The organism is Pannonibacter sp. XCT-53 (assembly GCF_009915765.1).
GTDB classification, from domain to species: domain Bacteria; phylum Pseudomonadota; class Alphaproteobacteria; order Rhizobiales; family Stappiaceae; genus Pannonibacter; species Pannonibacter tanglangensis.
The window spans coordinates 71,332-87,241 of record NZ_JAABLQ010000004.1 but is presented as its reverse complement, the minus strand read 5'-3'; the positions used below and the strand labels follow the sequence as shown (position 1 = coordinate 87,241).

18 protein-coding genes and 3 tRNA genes are annotated in these 15,910 nt (G+C 68.6%); 10 read left to right on the top strand and 11 right to left on the bottom strand.

Annotation, left to right across the window (positions count from 1 at the left end):
- The first annotated feature begins 291 nt into the window (after positions 1-291).
- Positions 292-1,143 carry a pentapeptide repeat-containing protein gene (locus tag GWI72_RS19000; RefSeq protein WP_161709653.1) on the top strand — a complete coding sequence of 284 codons (852 nt, stop codon included), beginning with the start codon at positions 292-294 and terminating at the stop codon, positions 1,141-1,143.
- Positions 1,144-1,198: 55 nt separating this feature from the next.
- On the opposite strand, the gene GWI72_RS18995 is transcribed toward GWI72_RS19000, so the two are convergent.
- The 3 genes from GWI72_RS18995 to GWI72_RS18985 all read right to left on the bottom strand — a co-directional run bounded on the left by GWI72_RS18995 (position 1,199) and on the right by GWI72_RS18985 (position 3,282).
- Positions 1,199-1,990 (bottom strand): MipA/OmpV family protein, encoded by a 792-nt coding sequence (locus tag GWI72_RS18995; RefSeq protein WP_161677861.1) that lies wholly within the window; start codon positions 1,988-1,990, stop codon positions 1,199-1,201.
- 162 nt (positions 1,991-2,152) lie between these two features.
- The gene (locus GWI72_RS18990; RefSeq protein ID WP_348272721.1) at positions 2,153-2,461 is read right to left on the bottom strand and encodes a cytochrome c; all 309 of its coding nucleotides are present in this window, start codon (positions 2,459-2,461) and stop codon (positions 2,153-2,155) included.
- Between the two features lie 119 nt (positions 2,462-2,580).
- On the bottom strand, positions 2,581-3,282 hold the full coding sequence (locus GWI72_RS18985) for a TetR/AcrR family transcriptional regulator (RefSeq protein ID WP_161709652.1): 702 nt from the start codon (positions 3,280-3,282) through the stop codon (positions 2,581-2,583).
- 188 nt (positions 3,283-3,470) lie between these two features.
- On the opposite strand from GWI72_RS18985, the gene GWI72_RS18980 reads away from it, so the two are divergent.
- Positions 3,471-4,088: a DUF2306 domain-containing protein gene (locus GWI72_RS18980; RefSeq protein WP_161709651.1), complete on the top strand. Its 618-nt coding sequence runs from the start codon at positions 3,471-3,473 to the stop codon at positions 4,086-4,088.
- Positions 4,089-4,301: 213 nt separating this feature from the next.
- On the opposite strand, the gene GWI72_RS18975 is transcribed toward GWI72_RS18980, so the two are convergent.
- Positions 4,302-4,376, bottom strand: a tRNA-Gly gene (locus GWI72_RS18975).
- Between the two features lie 78 nt (positions 4,377-4,454).
- Positions 4,455-4,529, bottom strand: a tRNA-Gly gene (locus GWI72_RS18970).
- A 294-nt stretch (positions 4,530-4,823) separates the two neighbouring features.
- On the opposite strand from GWI72_RS18970, the gene GWI72_RS18965 reads away from it, so the two are divergent.
- From GWI72_RS18965 to GWI72_RS18950, 4 genes are all read left to right on the top strand, one after another.
- Positions 4,824-5,342: a prolyl-tRNA synthetase associated domain-containing protein gene (locus GWI72_RS18965; RefSeq protein ID WP_161677858.1), complete on the top strand. Its 519-nt coding sequence runs from the start codon at positions 4,824-4,826 to the stop codon at positions 5,340-5,342.
- 117 nt (positions 5,343-5,459) lie between these two features.
- Complete coding sequence (gene trxA / locus GWI72_RS18960; protein WP_161677857.1) at positions 5,460-6,449, top strand: thioredoxin; 990 nt, start codon at positions 5,460-5,462, stop codon at positions 6,447-6,449.
- Between the two features lie 57 nt (positions 6,450-6,506).
- Positions 6,507-7,184: an LON peptidase substrate-binding domain-containing protein gene (locus GWI72_RS18955; RefSeq protein ID WP_161677856.1), complete on the top strand. Its 678-nt coding sequence runs from the start codon at positions 6,507-6,509 to the stop codon at positions 7,182-7,184.
- Positions 7,185-7,206: 22 nt separating this feature from the next.
- Positions 7,207-7,410 carry a Trm112 family protein gene (locus tag GWI72_RS18950; RefSeq protein ID WP_161709650.1) on the top strand — a complete coding sequence of 68 codons (204 nt, stop codon included), beginning with the start codon at positions 7,207-7,209 and terminating at the stop codon, positions 7,408-7,410.
- Positions 7,411-7,441: 31 nt separating this feature from the next.
- Here the strand turns inward: GWI72_RS18950 and GWI72_RS18945 are convergent, their stop codons facing one another.
- Positions 7,442-7,765 (bottom strand): DUF167 family protein, encoded by a 324-nt coding sequence (locus tag GWI72_RS18945; protein WP_161709649.1) that lies wholly within the window; start codon positions 7,763-7,765, stop codon positions 7,442-7,444.
- 19 nt (positions 7,766-7,784) lie between these two features.
- On the bottom strand, positions 7,785-8,075 hold the full coding sequence (locus GWI72_RS18940) for a YggT family protein (protein WP_161677853.1): 291 nt from the start codon (positions 8,073-8,075) through the stop codon (positions 7,785-7,787).
- Between the two features lie 139 nt (positions 8,076-8,214).
- Here GWI72_RS18940 and GWI72_RS18935 point away from each other — a divergent pair.
- Positions 8,215-8,290, top strand: a tRNA-Ala gene (locus GWI72_RS18935).
- Between the two features lie 106 nt (positions 8,291-8,396).
- Here GWI72_RS18935 and GWI72_RS18930 read toward each other — a convergent pair.
- Complete coding sequence (locus tag GWI72_RS18930; RefSeq protein WP_161709648.1) at positions 8,397-9,377, bottom strand: endonuclease/exonuclease/phosphatase family protein; 981 nt, start codon at positions 9,375-9,377, stop codon at positions 8,397-8,399.
- A 92-nt stretch (positions 9,378-9,469) separates the two neighbouring features.
- Here GWI72_RS18930 and GWI72_RS18925 point away from each other — a divergent pair, with 92 nt between their 5' ends.
- The 3 genes from GWI72_RS18925 to GWI72_RS18915 all read left to right on the top strand — a co-directional run bounded on the left by GWI72_RS18925 (position 9,470) and on the right by GWI72_RS18915 (position 12,622).
- Positions 9,470-9,883, top strand: coding sequence for a YchJ family protein (locus GWI72_RS18925; RefSeq protein ID WP_161709647.1), 414 nt, complete (start codon positions 9,470-9,472; stop codon positions 9,881-9,883).
- Positions 9,884-10,076: 193 nt separating this feature from the next.
- Positions 10,077-11,372 carry a lipopolysaccharide biosynthesis protein gene (locus GWI72_RS18920; RefSeq protein WP_161709646.1) on the top strand — a complete coding sequence of 432 codons (1,296 nt, stop codon included), beginning with the start codon at positions 10,077-10,079 and terminating at the stop codon, positions 11,370-11,372.
- On the top strand, positions 11,369-12,622 hold the full coding sequence (locus GWI72_RS18915; protein WP_161709645.1) for a GNAT family N-acetyltransferase: 1,254 nt from the start codon (positions 11,369-11,371) through the stop codon (positions 12,620-12,622). The genes GWI72_RS18920 and GWI72_RS18915 overlap by 4 nt, the downstream gene beginning before the upstream one ends.
- A gap of 87 nt (positions 12,623-12,709) precedes the next feature.
- On the opposite strand, the gene GWI72_RS18910 is transcribed toward GWI72_RS18915, so the two are convergent.
- The 3 genes from GWI72_RS18910 to GWI72_RS18900 all read right to left on the bottom strand — a co-directional run bounded on the left by GWI72_RS18910 (position 12,710) and on the right by GWI72_RS18900 (position 15,829).
- Complete coding sequence (locus tag GWI72_RS18910) at positions 12,710-14,338, bottom strand: AMP-binding protein (protein WP_161709644.1); 1,629 nt, start codon at positions 14,336-14,338, stop codon at positions 12,710-12,712.
- Between the two features lie 98 nt (positions 14,339-14,436).
- Positions 14,437-14,895 (bottom strand): TspO/MBR family protein, encoded by a 459-nt coding sequence (locus GWI72_RS18905; protein ID WP_161709643.1) that lies wholly within the window; start codon positions 14,893-14,895, stop codon positions 14,437-14,439.
- Between the two features lie 106 nt (positions 14,896-15,001).
- The gene (locus GWI72_RS18900; protein WP_161709642.1) at positions 15,002-15,829 is read right to left on the bottom strand and encodes a lytic murein transglycosylase; all 828 of its coding nucleotides are present in this window, start codon (positions 15,827-15,829) and stop codon (positions 15,002-15,004) included.
- Between the last annotated feature and the right edge of the window lie 81 nt (positions 15,830-15,910).

Sequence of the window (15,910 nt, the reverse complement as noted above, 5' to 3'; positions counted from 1 at the left end):
TATCACAAAAGATCGAATTCATTCGACAGGACCAATCTCACGCAAACCATTTGGCAATACATTTGACCTAGGTTGAATGTGCTGATTGTCAGGTTGTGCGTCGTCAGCGTCTGCGGACGGAAGAAAGTGGCACCTGCGACCCCGCCACTTTCTTCCGTGCCGCTCTGCCCCTCTCCTCCCCCCTTGCTTCTGGACCACCGAACGTCCTGCCCGCGCGCTGCCCGCGTCGGCAGCGCCCTTGCGTCGTGCGCACAAAGGTCTAGAACGTCGGGAGCATCAAGGAGACTGCCCATGGTAACGTCCCGTGCCTTTCCCGGTCTGGCATCCGCCCTGCTCGTCGTCGCACTCGCCGCCCTGCCGGCGGGGGCCCAGGATCAGACACAGGAAACGGCGCAGGACCCGGCCCGGGGCCAGGCCGCAGAGATCCTGCGCAATCGTGGCTGCCCGGACTGTGACCTGCGGCTCATCACCCTGCGCGGCCTGCAGATGGCCGGGGTGAACCTGGCGCAGGCAACCTTGCGCGAGGCGGATCTCAAGGAAATCGTCCTTGCAGGCGCCAGCCTTGCCGGTGCCGACCTGCGCCGCGCCGAGCTGGAGCGCGCGGATCTGTCGGGGGCCGATCTGACGGGCGCCTCGATGCGGGGCGTGGACATGGAAAAGGCCACCCTGCCCGGCGCCCTGCTGATCGAGGCAGACCTGCGCGACAGCGACTTGAACGAAACGCGCATGGAGAATGCCGACTTCACGGATGCAGACCTGCGCAATGCGTCCTTCATCCGGGCCGCCCTGATGCGGGCCACGTTTGCCGGCGCGAAGATGGACGGGATCGACCTGGAGCGGGCGGACGCCTCGGGAGCGAGTTTCGCCGGCGCCCGGCTGGTGCAGGCGGACCTCGACCGCGTCATCGCCCGGGGAGCGTCCTTCCGCGATGCCGACATGACCGGAGCACGGCTGAGCAGCGCCGACCTGTCCGGCGCCGACCTGTCGGGGGCCGATCTGACCGATGCCCTCCTGCGCAACACCCGGCTGACGGGCGCCGATCTCAGCACGGCGCGCGGCCTGTCGCAGGAGCGGATCATCAACGCCTGCGGCGACGCCTCCACCCGGCTGCCCGGCGGCATCACGCTGAAACCCTGTTCCTGAATGCAGAAAGGCCGGGCAAATGCCCGGCCTTGCGCAGATCCTTGCTCCGGACCGCTCAGAACAGGTCGAAGGAGAAGCGGTAGGTGACGCCCGTTCCGATGTTGAACTGGTCCTTGCTGCCGGCCTTGACCAGCGGGCTCTTGCCGGCATCGCCGATCAGGCGGTCGTATCCGCCCTGCAGATGCAGCTTGACCTTGTCGTTCAGGTCATAGGTGAAGCGGGTCTCGAGGCCGACGCTCTTGAAGCCGCCACCCGCCTTGTAGCGGGGCAGGCCGCTTGCGGCCGACTCGGCTGCCGACACGCTGAAATAGGTGTCCATGTACTTGGAGGAGGCAAAGCCCGCACGCGGACCAATGCTCCATTCAAGCCGGTCCATCGGACGGGTGATCAGGTCCGCCCCGAGCTGGCCGACCTGGCCGGTGTGCCCGTTGAAGCCCTGACGCAGCTCGGCGAACACGCGGAAATACTCCGCCTGGTAGCCAGCGCCGAGACCGGCTTCCAGCGCCCAGTTGATCTTCCGGGTGCCACGCAGGTCCTTGTCGTCGGACGGCTTGCGCTCGCCGACGAAGTTGAACGACGGGAAGAAGAACAGGCCGGTCTGCTTCTGGCCGTCCGCCACCTGGCCGAGGCCCGGCAGATAGAAGCGGCTCACGGCAAAGATCGGCATCGGCGAGATCAGGTAAGAGTCCGAGCCATCGTAGCGCGGCTTGGCCATGGCCCCCAGACCGATGTCGAGCACATACTGGGTCTGCGGCAGGGGAGCGGTGTCCTGGGCGAAGGCAGAGCCTGCCCCGAGCAGGACTGCGGCGGCGGAGCCGAGGGCGAGAAAACGAGACGAGAGCTTCATGTCGGATCCGGGTTAGAACTGACCGTGGCCGTCACATTACAGGACAAAAGCGACTGCAGGGTTACCGGTCTGTCAATTTCGTCGGACTGTGTCGGCAATGACACGCCTCATACGCGCAGGACGGCGGATGGTTCACCCGACCGAAGCAGATCTGCGTTTTCCTCAAGGCCGCAGCGAGACGATGTAGGCCGCGAGATCGCGGATATCCGGATTGGAGAGGCCCATGTCCGGCATTTTCGGATGCGGGTCAGCCAGAAAGGTCTCGATCTTCTCGCGCGTCATGTCCGGGTTTGCGGCGATGTCGAAGAACGACGGCACCCCGATCGTCGCCGCGCGGTCCTGATTCTGGGCAACCACATGACAGGCCGCGCACCATTGCCGCGCGAGGCGCCCGCCCGCGTCGGCCTGTCCGGCGCCAGCCGCGACCGGCGCAACACCGGCGCCCGACAGCAACACCAGCGACGCGCCCACCAGGACGCGCAGCCATCCCCGGCGAGGGGACGGGCGCAGCGGGTGGCCCGGACACACGGACCGCGGCAGGGGCATGGGCAGGAGTAGGGGCATCATCAGGTCCTCGGCAACCGGCCGCCTCAATCCGGCACGGAGGGCGAACCTAGGCTGCAGGACGACATGACGCCTTGCGCAAGATCAAGGCCTGCCCCCCGGTCGGCGAGCAACCGCCCAAGAAGCTCCGGGAACTGCGGCATCTCGGCCAGCACGAACCGGCTGCGGCGGGGATCGGAAAACCCAAGGACCGCATAGCCGTGCACAAGCGACCAGACGGCAATCTCGAGGGCCGGATCAGGCGCCGGCGCCCGGCTGGAAAACGGCAGGCAGGCGAGGCGCAGCTCCGCATAGGCCGCTTCGGAGGAGGCCATCAGGCTGGCGTTGGTGCGGTCGACCTCGCCGGTCAGGAACATGACGTGGAACAGGCCGGCGTGGTCGGCGGCAAAGCGGAGGTAGCCGGCACAGACCCCCTGCAGCCGGGCCATCGGGTCCGTGCCCGCGTCCCGGCGTGCCTCGCGCATGGCCTCGGTGAAGAGGTCGAAGGCCCGGGCTGCCACGGCAGTCAGGAGGTCAGGCAGGCCCGCGAAATGATGCGCCGGGGCCGCATGGGAGACGCCGGCCCGGGCCGCTGCCCGGCGCAGGGTCAGGCCCGCAGGTCCCTCGGCATTCAGAAGCTCGATCGAGGCCGCGATCAGGGCTTCGCGCAGGTTGCCGTGATGATGCGGACGCGGAGCGGCAGCCAGAGTCGAGGCCGGAGTCGTGGCCGGGGTAGAGGCCGGAATCAAGGCTGGAGGTGCAGGTGATGCCGGCGCACCCGCCTGTCCCGGAGTGGCCCCGTCGGCTCGAGGGTCCCGGGTCACGGCGCGGCCGGAGGGCGGTTTCGGGGTGGTCATGAGCCATTTAGGCCCGCCATCTTGACACTGTCAAGAAGTCTGCCACGATGCCGTATCTTTACAGTGTCAAGGAGACCTCGATGCCTGTTTCCCTCCGCTCGTCCCGCCTGGGCCTGGCCCTGCTCACGCTGTCATGCCTCGTCGTCGCGCTGGCGTCCTGGCGCACGGCGGTCGCTCCCTTCGAGCTGGCGATGGCGCACATGGTCCACTACCTCGACGGCTACAGGCTGCCGATGTATGCGCACATCATCTTCGGGCCGGTCGCGCTCGCGCTGGTTCCGTTGCAGGTCTGGCGCGGCTCGCGGCGCAGACCCGCCCTCCACCGCTGGAGCGGACGGCTCTATGTCCTGTCGATCCTTCTCGCCGCCCTCGGATCGCTGGCGATGCTGCCGGCCTACCAGGGCTCGACCTTCACCGCGGCCGGCTTCCTGACCCTTGCCCTGCTCTGGATCGCGACGACCGGAATGGGGCTCGTCCGGGCCCTGCAGGGCCGGTTCGACGATCACCGGATCTGGATGCTGCGCTCGGCCGCACTCACGGTCGCTGCCGTCACGCTGCGGCTGATCATGTTTCCGCTGATGGCCTCGGGGCAGTCCGTGCTGGAGACCTATGAGATCACGGCCTGGGGCAGCTGGCTGATCAATCTGGTTGCGGTCGAGGCCTGGCTGGCCTGGCGCGACCGCTGGCGCCTCGCCTGACCGCCCGGCCTGATCGCACCGCATGGTCGCCCCGCCTGATCGCCCCACGCCCGGGCCGGGACTGCGGGAAGCAACAAGGCCCACGTGCGCGGTGGACCGCTGAGCGCGCAGCGCCGGATCGGCTGTCGGCACGCGCAAGCCAGAGGACGGAGGACAGAAAAGCAAAAAGCCGCCTTCCGGCGGCCTTGTCGCTGCTCTCGACCCGAGAGAAAATGGAGCGGGCGAAGGGATTTGAACCCTCGACCCCAACCTTGGCAAGGTTGTGCTCTACCCCTGAGCTACACCCGCATCCTGCACGCCGGAGGGTAACCCGGCCGCGACCTCTGAACCACACTTCTTCCGCGGCCATGCGACCTGAGGAAGAAATGGAGCGGGCGAAGGGATTTGAACCCTCGACCCCAACCTTGGCAAGGTTGTGCTCTACCCCTGAGCTACACCCGCATTTTCCGGCGCCCGGCATTGCCGCCCGCCGTCGAGGTGGGGTGTATATGAACCAAGCCGGTTCAGATTGCAACAGGGTTTTTTGCGCCTTTTTCGCCCCTGCCGCCCCCCTTGTGGACGAGCTGTGGAAAGCGCGGAATGGGGCACCGGCCGGCCGGGGTTAAGCTTGGGGCAGAAGGGCGCACCGGAACCTTAGCGCGTCGCCTGCCGCCTTGAGCGGGGCAAGCCGCTTCGGCTAGAACATCGCCCACGACAGACGACCGCGCCGCCGTGCGCCCCCTGCAGGAGTTCCCGATGCCCGCGACCCGCGATGACCTGATGGCCTTCTTCGACAAGCTGGGCATCAAGACCACGACCGTCGATCATCGGCCGGTCTTCACCGTTGCGGAAGGCGCCGACATCCACGCCCGCATCCCGGGCGCGCACACCCGCAACCTCTTCGTCAAGGACAAGAAGGGCAAGCTGTTCCTGATCGTCGTGCTGCATGATGCGACGGTGGACCTGAAGCAGGTCCACACGCTGATCGGCGGGTCGGGCCGCGTGTCCTTCGGTTCGCCGGAGCAGATGATGCAGTATCTCGGCGTGGTCCCCGGATCGGTGACACCCTTCGGACTGATCAACGACACCGGTCAGGACCTGACGGCCATCTTCGATGCGGCGATGATGCAGCACGAGGTGCTCAACTTCCACCCGCTGTCGAACGACGCCACCACCACCATCTCGCGCGACGACCTGCTGGCCTTCGCCCGCGGCTGCGGCCACGATCCACTGGTGATTGCAGTCACCGAGGAAGCGAAAGCGCAGGGTTTGTAATTCTAGAGCCAAGCGTCCATGTTATGGACAAGACGACGGTCGGCGCCAATGAAACCAGCGCCGGACCAATGGCATGCGGCCGTCCTGGACGGCCGGAGTTCAAGGGACCTGAGGATCATGAGCACAGGGAGCTATTCGATGGGCGGCCAGGTCGGGGGCGGCTTCGGCGGAAGCTTTGGCGGCGGCGGCTTCGGGGGTGGCGGCGCACGCCCGGCGCAAACGCCGGCAGCAGGCGGCGACGACCTGATCAAGGACGTGTCGACGGCCAGCTTTGCCCGCGACGTTCTTGAGGCCTCGCGCCAGCAGCCCGTCCTCGTCGATTTCTGGGCCCCCTGGTGCGGCCCGTGCCGCCAGCTGACGCCGATCATCGAGGCTGCCGTCCGGGCCGCCAAGGGCAAGGTCAAGCTGGCGAAGATGAACATCGACGACCATCCGGAAGTCGCCGGCCAGCTCGGCATCCAGTCGATCCCGGCGGTCATCGCCTTCAAGAACGGCCAGCCGGTGGACGGCTTCATGGGCGCCCAGCCGGAAAGCCAGGTGAAGGCCTTCATCGACCGGCTGGGAGGCCCGGCCGCGCCTGGTGGTCCGGAAGACCTGCTGACCGAGGGGGAGACCCTGCTGGAGGCCAAGGACTTCGGCCACGCGGCCCAGATGTTCGCCGCCGTGCTGCAGATGGAGCCGGAAAATGCCCGCGCGCTGGCCGGCCTGTCCCGCTGCTATCTCGGCGCCGGTGACCTTGAGCGCGCCCGCCAGGCGCTCGACATGGTGCCGGAAGCCGGCCGCAAGGAGGCGGCCTATGCCGCAGCACAGGCTGCGCTGACCCTGGCCGAGCAGGCCGAAGCGCTCGGCGATCTGGCCGAGCTGGAGGCCCGGATTGCGGCGGATCCGGCCGACCACCAGGCCCGCTTCGACCTCGCCCTCGGGCTGAATGCCCGCGGCAACCACCAGGCCGCGGTCGATCACCTGATCGAGATCGTGCGCCGGGGACGGGACTGGAACGAGGACGCCGCGCGCAAGCAGCTGCTGCAGTTCTTCGAGGCCTGGGGCCCGAAGGAGCCTGCGACAAATTATGGCCGCCGCAAGCTGTCGTCCGTTTTGTTCTCCTGATCGTAGAAGGAGCGCGGGACAGACAGTCCCGCGCGCCAACGAAGCGAGGACGAGATCATGCAGGCCGGGAACGCCCACTACCGCACGCTGAAGGACCTGCCGGCAACGCTGCCGGTCTTCCCGCTGTCGGGGGCCCTGCTGCTGCCGCGCACCCAGCTGCCGCTCAACATCTTCGAGCCGCGTTACATCGCCATGATCGATGCGGCGCTGGCCGGGGCACGTCTCATCGGCATGGTGCAGCCGGCGCTCGGGCAGCCCGATGCAGCGCGTCGGCCGGCACTTGCCCGCGTCGGCTGCGCCGGCCGGATCACCAGCTTCCAGGAGAGTGGCGACGGCCGCTATCTGATCACCCTGCAGGGTGTCGCCCGCTTCCGGCTGGCGGACGAACTGGATGCCATCACCCCGTTCCGCCAGGCCGCCTGCGACTTTGCGCCCTTCGCCCGCGATCTGGAGACCGGAGCCGGCGAGAGCGAGGTTGACCGGGAAGGACTGCTGCGCGCCTTCCGGGCCTATCTCGATGCCCATGGCATGGAGGCGGACTGGGACAGCGTCGACAAGGCCGAGACCGAGGTCCTGGTCAACGCCCTGTGCATGATGAGCCCCTACGGTCCGGCGGAAAAGCAGGCGATGCTCGAGGCCGTCGACCTGAAGACACGGGCCGAGACGCTGGTTGCGATCACGGAGATTGACCTGGCGCGTTCGGCAGGCAATGACGGCGGCGCAACACTGCAGTGAAGCCCACAGGACTGGACAAGAGATGACCGACGACACCCCGCGCCACAGCGAGCGCAAGATCGACCGCAAGATGCTGGAGCTTCTGGTCTGTCCGGTGACGAAGACGACGCTGGAGTATGACGCCGCGCGTCAGGAACTGGTCTCCCGCGTGGCGAAGCTCGCTTACCCGATCCGCGACGGCATTCCGATCATGCTGGCCGACGAGGCGCGCAAGCTGGACGACTGAGGCCACCGCGCCTCCGGTGGCGGCATCAGGTTCAGGGCACCAGCAGACGGCGGAGACGGTCAGCCAGATCCGCCGCATCGCCGCTGACCCTCACCTGCTTCAGCCGGGCGGTCGCGCCGCCTTCGACCCGCACCAGGCTCTTGCCGAGCCCGAGTGCTCCGGCCAGCAGTGCCTCGAGCGCCGCATTGGCCGCCCCTTTTTCCGGCACCGCCCGCACCCGGGCCAGAAGCACCTGGCGACCGTCGGACAGCGTCCCGATCCCGTCAAGCGACTCGCGTGCGGCCTTCGGGGTCAGCCGCACGGACAGGACAAGGCCGTCCCGGTCGGCCCGGAACGGCAGGGCGGTATCGGCCACGACGGGAAACGCCGCAGGATCAGAAGACGTAGGGATAGACGTACCGCATGATCACGTTCTGCAGCAGGAAGATGCCGAGCAGAAGCACGATCGGGGACAGGTCGAGGCCGTTGAGCGAGGGAACGACACGGCGGATCGGACGCAGGACCGGTTCGGTGAGATTGTAGAGGACCTGCCCGATGGTCGCGATGAACTGGTTGCGGGTGTTCACGACGTTGAAGGCATAGAGCCAGGAGAAGATGGCGCTGGCGATGATCACATAGGTGTACATCGAGAGCACCAGGAGAAGCAGGTCGAGAATTGAACGCATCGTGGGGTCCGTGTCCGGTTTGGCCGTTTTGCATGATGTAGCGGCCCCCCTCTGCCCCTGCAAGCCGCGATCGTGCAATAGCCTTAAGCGAAGCGCTTGACAGGCTTGCCGGGCCTCTCCTAAATGCCCGCACCGGAATGGGGCCGTAGCTCAGATGGGAGAGCGCTGCAATCGCACTGCAGAGGTCAGGGGTTCGATTCCCCTCGGCTCCACCAGTTCCCCTCCGTCCCGATCCTGACCGCTGACGCAGGTGGCCCTGAGCGCCGCCCGATCATGCCTCGCGTCTCGCTGCGCGCGCGACGCCCCCATGCCGTCAGCACCTCAGCCTGTCGCCCGGTCGAACGCGAAATCGGCCGTCACAGCTGCGTGATACGAGGCCGCTGTGCCACCGGCAGCGAAAACCTCGTCAGGCAGACCGGCGTTGTGGACCTCCACCTGGATGGCCAGCTGCCGCAGCGCGGGAGAGACAAGGATGTGATCCAGCGTCTGGAAGCGACCGCCGTGCAGCACCGTCCCGCGCCGCCCATCCGGACGCACCCCGTCCAGCGCCGACAGGCTGCGGCCCGCGAGATCGGGGTTCCCGGTGTCGTCGGCACCGGCCGCCAGCAGCCGCAGGGCAGCCGACGACAGGTCGGCATTGAAGTCTCCCGCCAGCGCGATCAGCGCATCCGGATCGGCAGCGAGACGCTCCTCCACCCAGAGCCGCGCCTCGAGGGCCTGGGCCACCTGCTTCACCGCCGCAAGGAAATAGCCCTCCGCCCAGGCGGCGCTGCTGCCCCAGCGGTCAGCGGCAAGCTTGCCGCCCGCCACCGGCGCGGCGATGGGTGCCCGCAGGTGCAGGCACAGGACATGCAGCGGACGCCCGTCCGGCAAGGCGATCGTGACGGCCAGCAGCGGCCGGTCGAACAGGATCGGCAGCGGTGCCGCGACCGGCGGGTCCGCCGTCTGCGGACGCCACAGCGGCGGCATCACGCGGGTGTTCCAGAGCGTCTCCGCGCGCAGGATGGGGTGGCGCGAGACGACGGCCAGATTGTGCCGGTCCGCCGGACCATGCCCATCGGCGCGCAGGCTGGTGACCACCGGGAAGTCCGCATAAGGGGTGCCGGCCAGAAGCTGCTCCAGCGCCAGATGCTGGCGCAGCGTCGCCCCCGGCGGCTTCTGCGCGTTGATCTCCTGCAGGCACAGGACGTCGGCCGACAGGGCGACGAGCCTTGGCCGGAGCGCGCTGATTCGCGGCACGAGCCGCGCCGGATCGTCGGTCTCGGCGCCGAAGGATTCCAGATTGTAGGTGGCAATCCGCATGGACGCGCGCTCCCCGCCCGGATCAGGCACCCCAGCCTTGCGCGGACAGCGCAATCAGGCAAGGTGGCAGGAAACCGGACCGGACCTCGACCATGACCCTTGCTGCCCCCGACAAGCCCTGCCCCTGCGGCTCGGGCCAGACCCTTGCGCTCTGCTGCGGCCCCGCGATCAGCCGGGCCGTCCCGGCCCGGACGGCCGAGGCGCTGATGCGATCCCGCTACACGGCCTATGTGCTGCAGGACATCGCCTACCTGAAGGAAACCCTCTGGCCGAAGTTCCAGCCGGGCTTCGACGCAGAGGCAACCGCCCGCTGGGCCCGCGAGAGCCGCTGGACCGGGCTGACGGTGCTGAAGGTTGACCGCGGCGAGGCCCCGGCACGCGAGGGCACCGTGCTGTTCGAGGCCCGCTATCTGGCCGGCGCCGCGCTGCACACCCACCGCGAGCTCAGCCAGTTCCGCAAGTCCGGCGGCCGCTGGTACTATGTGGAGGCGCTTTCGGAGCGATGACATCTGCTGCCCGTTGAGCAAATCCTAAGGGCAGCCATGCCATGGATTGCAGCCGGAGCGGCGAGCGGAAGGGCAACACGGGGTGGCGGTGGACACAGGCGCAGGCAGGAAACCGGCGACCGGCGCCGGTGCGCGGCTGGCAGGGCTGCAGGCCCGGCTTGCGGCCCGGCTGCCCGGAGGCGGTGCCGGACGCATGGCGCTGGTCACATTCGGCATCCGGATTGCTGGCGCCGCGCTGGCCTATCTGTCCCAGGCCGTGCTCGCCCGCTGGATGGGCGCCCATGACTACGGCGTCTTTTCCGTCGTCTGGACGCTGGCGCTGGTGCTCGGACTGCTCGCCTGCCTCGGCTTTTCCGCCTCCCCCGGTCGCTTTGTGCCGCAGCATGCCGGCGAACCGGACCAGCGGCGCCTCAGGGGCTTTCTCGAGCTCAGCCGGCTGATTGCCCTTGCCGCCGCCTGCGTGCTGACCCTTGTCGGACTGGAGGTGCTCATCCGCGCGAGGGGGAGCGTGGACCCGGCCTATGTCTGGCCGGCGGCCTTCGCCCTGTTGGCGGTGCCCCTGTTTGCCCTCACGGCCGTGCAGGACGCGATCGCGCGCAGCTATGACATGCCGGCCCTCGGCCTGCTGCCCAGCTTCATCTTCCGCCCCCTGCTGCTGCTCCTGTTGCTGCTGCCCCTCGTCGCGACAGGCCATGTGGTGACCGCAACCCTGACCGCCGCCGCCGCCCTCGCGGCCAGCCTGCTCGTAACGGCATACCAGGCCCGCCAGCTGTCGCGGGCCCTGAAGACCCGCGTGGCACCGGGCCCGGCCAGCTATGACACCCGGCTGTGGTTGCGCGTCTCGCTGCCGCTGCTGATGGTCGAGGGGTTCCTCCAGCTCCTCAGCAGCGCCGATGTGGTCATGGTCAGCTTCTGGCGCCCGCCGGACGAGGTCGCGGTCTATTTCGCCGCCGCCAAGACCCTGGCGCTGGTACAGTTCGTGCATTTTGCGGTGCGCGCTGCCTCGGCCCACCGGTTTGCGGCGCTGGCGTCGGCTGCCGACCCCGGCGCCCTCAGCCACTATGCCCTGCAGGCGAGCCGCTGGACCTTCTGGCCATCGCTGGCGGCCGGCCTCTGTCTCGTGGCGGCCGCACCGCTGCTGCTGTGGCTATTCGGACCGGAGTTCCGGTCCGGAGCCCCGCTCGTGGCGGTCCTGCTCGTCGGCATTCTCGTCCGCGCAAGCCTGGGCCCGGTCGATGCACTCCTGTCGATGAGCGGTCACCAGATGGCCTGCGCTGCCGTCTATGGCGCTGTCTTCAGCCTGAATGTCGCGCTGAACGCGCTGCTGATCCCGAGCCACGGCCTGCTGGGCGCCGCCACCGCCACGGCGCTGGCGGTCGTGGCCGAAACCGTCGCGCTGGCGGTCCTGACCTGGCGACGGCTGGGCTTCGTTCCCTTCGCCCTGCTTCCCCTGCCGGCCACCGCGCCAAGAGGACCCCACGCCGGATGACCCCGACCCGCCCGCCTGCCGATACGACAGCCAGCCTGCCATCGACCCGCCCGGGTAGCGGGTCGGGGCGCCTGACGGCCCGCCTGCGCCCGGTCGAGGCCTCGCCCGCCTGGGCGGCGCTGGCGGAGGTTGCAATCGAGCCCAATCCCTTCTTCTGCCCGGCCTTCCTGCTGCCCTACGCCCGACACATGATGCGGGACCGGCTGATGCTGGCAACGGTCGAGGAGGCTCCAGATAACCATGGCGGCCAGGACGCGGCACGGGACATCGCAGCGGACGGCGGCACGGCCGGAGGACGCTGGCTGATCGCGGCCCCTGTCGGCCTGCAGACGGCAGGCCTCCTGCTGCGCAGCCCCGCGCTCTGGGCCTCCGACTATGGCCCCGTCGGGACGCCGCTGGTCCACCCCGACTGCACGCCGGAGGCAGCGGCGCTGTTTCTGCAGACAGCCGCCGGTCTTGGCCCCTGGCCGGGCGCGCGCCTCCTCGACCTGCCCTTCCTTGTCACCGGGGGACCGGTCATGTCGCTGCTCCGGGCGGCCACATCCGGCTGGTCGGGCCAGTCGATGGCCGGCCAGGCGGAACGGGCGGCCCATGCCGGCGGCACCGAGGGCGCCCGCCAGCATGACGAGGTGATGTCGGGCAAGCGGCGCAAGGAGTTCGACCGGCTGTCGCGCCGGCTGGCGGAGCTTGGCACGGTCACCGAGGAACGGCTGCGCGGTGCAGCCGCCTGCGATGCCTTTCCGGAGTTTCTCGCCCTCGAAGCCGCCGGCTGGAAGGGCGAGGGCCGCACGGCACTCGGATCAACCCCGGACACGCGCGCCTTCGCCCTCGCCTTCATCGCCGCCCTGGCAGGGCAGGACGCGCTCTGCCTCGAGGTCCTGAGGCTGGATGGCCGCGCGATCGCCATGCTTGTGCAGGTGGAACACCAGGGCCGGACGCACGCCTGGAAGATCGCCTATGATGAAGGCCTTGGCCGTTTCTCGCCCGGCCAGCGTGTGACGCTGCAGGCCCTGCGCCATGCGGCTGCCGATCCGCGCCTGCCGCTGGGCGGCGATTCGCTGGCTGTGCCGGATCACCCGATGATCAATCCGCTGTGGCGCGGCCGTCTGGCTTACGCAAGGCTCGAGCTGTCCGACGGTCCGCTCGCGCCCCTGGCCCGGCAGGCGCTCGCGGTCGACCGCCTGTGCCGTCGCCTCGCCCGCCACATCGTGCATCGCCTCCGGCGGCTCGCTGCCGGACGCCAGGGTTAGGCGGGGTCCAGGCGGGGGGCAAGGCCGGGGCCGGAGGCGCCCGCCCGACGTGCCTGTGCCCGATCCGCCCCTGCCCCGCCGGTCTGGCTAGTCGCCGGCCCGGGCCCGTTCACGCAGGGCACGGCGGATGATCTTGCCCGTGGTGGTCATCGGCAGTTCGTCGAGGAAGCTGATCTCGCGCGGATACTCGTGCGCCGACAGGCGCGTGCGCACATGCGCGCGGATCTCTGCGGCCAGCGCCTCGCTCGGCTGATGGCCGTCGGCCAGGACGATGTAGGCCTTGACGATCTCGGTCCGGAGCGGATCCGGCTTGCCGACGGCCGCCGCCAGCGCCACTGCCGGGTGGGTCAGCAGGCAGTCCTCGATCTCGCCCGGTCCGATGCGGTAGCTCGCCGAGGTGATGACATCGTCGTCCCGGCCGATGAACTCGACATAGCCGTCGGCATCCATGACGCCCTGGTCGCCCGTGGTCATCCAGTCGCCGATGAACTTTTCCGCCGTTGCCTCCGGCTTGTTCCAGTACTGCAGGAACATCACCGGATCCGGGCGCCGGATGGCGATCTGGCCTTGCGTGCCGCGCGGCAGTTCCGTGCCGTCGGGCGCGATGATCGCCACCTGATGCCCGGGAATGACGCGTCCGATCGCCCCGGCGCGCGACACGCCGAGCCCGGCGCAGGAGCCAAGCACGGCGTTGCACTCGGTCTGGCCATAGAATTCGTTGACCGGCAGACCAAGCTCGGCCTGCGTCCATTCAAAGGCCTCGCGGCCCAGCGCCTCGCCGGCCGAGCCGATGCTGCGCAAGGCAAGCGGAAACCGGCGGGCCGGTCGCTCGACCGACCGCATGATCTTCAGCGCCGTCGGCGGCACGAACACATTGCGCACGCCCTGCGTCGCCATCAGGTGGAAGGCCTGCTCGGGATCGAACTTCTGTTGCGCGAAGGCGATCACCGGCACGCCGAGATGCAGCGACGGAAACAGCGCGTTGAGCAGCCCGCCCGCCCAGGCCCAGTCGGCGGGCGTCCACAGGAGATCGCCCGGCTGGCCGAGGAATTCCTGCGACAGCTGGATCCCCGGCAGATGGCCGAGCAGCACCCGGTGTCCGTGCAGCACGCCCTTGGGCTGACCCGTGGTGCCCGAGGTGTAGATCATCAGCGCCGGATCATTGAGCCCGGTGTCGAGGCAGGCGAAGCGGTCGCTCGCGCGTGCGGTCAGATCGGCAAGACCGAAGGCGCCATCGCCCGGGCCGTCGATGCTGATCACGAGGCCGAGACCGGCAAGTCCGGCGCGCAGCGGCGCGATCTTGGCGAGCCCTGCCGCATGGGTGACGAGGGCGCGCGCGCCGGAGTCGGTCAGCCGGTAGCGCAGGGCATCAACCCCGAACAGCGCGGCGAGCGGCACCGCGACGGCGCCGATCTTGTAGACGGCCAGATGCACGACTGCCGTCTCCGGTGCCTGCGGCAGCAGCAGGGCGACCCGGTCGCCGGCCCGGATGCCATGCGCCTGCAGCGCATTGGCAAGGCGATTGGAGGCGGCCGCAAGCGCCCCGTAGCTCCAGTCGGTAACGCGGCCGTCGGCGGCGACCTGCCGGATGGCCAGCCGGCCGGGTTCACGCGCGGCCCAGTCATCGCAGGCCGAGCGGGCGATGTTGTAGCGCTCCGGCAGGCTCCAGGAGAAGCCGGCCGTGAGGCTGTCGAAATCCTCTGCCCGGCTGAGCATCGGCTGATCCTTTCCCCTGTGCGACGAGGCGGAGCCTAATCAGCCCCGTGCTGCAGCGCAATAGACGGCGAAGGACTGCCGTCGAGGCAGGAGATCTTTCAGTTCAGCGTCACGAGGCTGGCGTTGAGGGCCGAGGCATAGCCGACCCATAGCGCATAGGGCACGAACAGGAGCGCGGCGATGCGGTCCTGCGTCCAGGTCGCGCGGATGAACAGGACGATGGTGATGAGCATGGCCAGGATAAGACCTAGGCCAAGATCGAGCCGGTGCAGCGTGAAGACCACCGGGCTCCAGGCAAAGTTCAGGACGAGCTGCACAGTCCACAGACGGAACGGCGCGCGGGTGGCGCCGAGAGCGAGACTGCGCCACCCGGCCACGGCAATGGCGAGATAAAGAACGGTCCAGACGGGACCAAAGAGCCAGTTCGGCGGCGTGAACCCGGGCTTGACCAGGCCGGCGTACCAGGCGCCCGGCAGGTTGGTCGCCCCGATGAGCAGCCCGCCCCCGGATACGACCAGGATGAACAGACCAAGCGTGATCAGCGATCTCGGCGCCATGTGATGCTCCCGGATGCGCCGGCCGGCTGACCGCAGGCGGCAAGGACAGGCTGACGGGAAAGGAGGCGGACGCTGTCACGCCCGCCACCGGCTTCCCTGCCAGGGTTCAGTTTTCCAGCTTCTCTGCCATCACGCCGATGGTCTTCACATAGACCTCGGCCTTGTTCCATTCGCGCAGCACATCCTCGTTGGGCGTGCCCGGGCCCCAGCTCTCGCCGGTCCGCCACCCTTTCTGCTTCAGGTAGTTGGCGGTCGAGGCCAGAACGTCGGGAATGGAGCGGATGAGATCGCGCTTGCCGTCGCCGTCGTAGTCCACGGCATAGTTGAGATAGGAGGTCGGCAGGAACTGGGTCTGGCCAAGCTCGCCGGCCCAGGCGCCGCGCATGTCCTCGGGCTCCTTGTCGCCGCGCTCGATGATCTTGAGAGCCGCAACCAGCTCGCGGGTGAAGAACTCGCTGCGCCGGCAGTCGTAGGACAGCGTCGCCAGCGAGCGCACCACCTGCATCTTGCCCGATCCCGAGCCATAGCCCGTCTCGAGGCCCCAGATCGCGAGGATGATCTGCGGCGGGATGCCGTAGTCCCGCTCGATGCGGGAGAACAGGCCGCCATACTGGGCCCACAGGGTCTGCCCACGCTTGATCAGCGCATTGTTGACGCGGCGCTTGTAGAACTCGTCGAAGCTCAGCTTGAAGGAGCGCTGGCCCCGGTCGAGCTTGATCACCTGTGCGTCATAGGTGAGGCCGTCCAGCGCCGAGCGCACGGTGAAGGAGCTGAGGCCATGCGTGCTGGTCGCTTCGTCCTTGAACGCCTCCAGCCAGGCCGAGAAGCCGTTGGCATCCTGGCCGCATTTCGGAGCCGCAACAGCCGCTCCGGCAAGGGACACCGACACACCGAAAGACAGACAGGCAACGAACGAGCGCAGCGCCTTGCGCATGAGAGGACCTCCGACTGGAAAGAAGCGGCGCCCTGACGTGGCGCATCCCTCGCAACACGACAGGAATGTGGCGGATTTCCG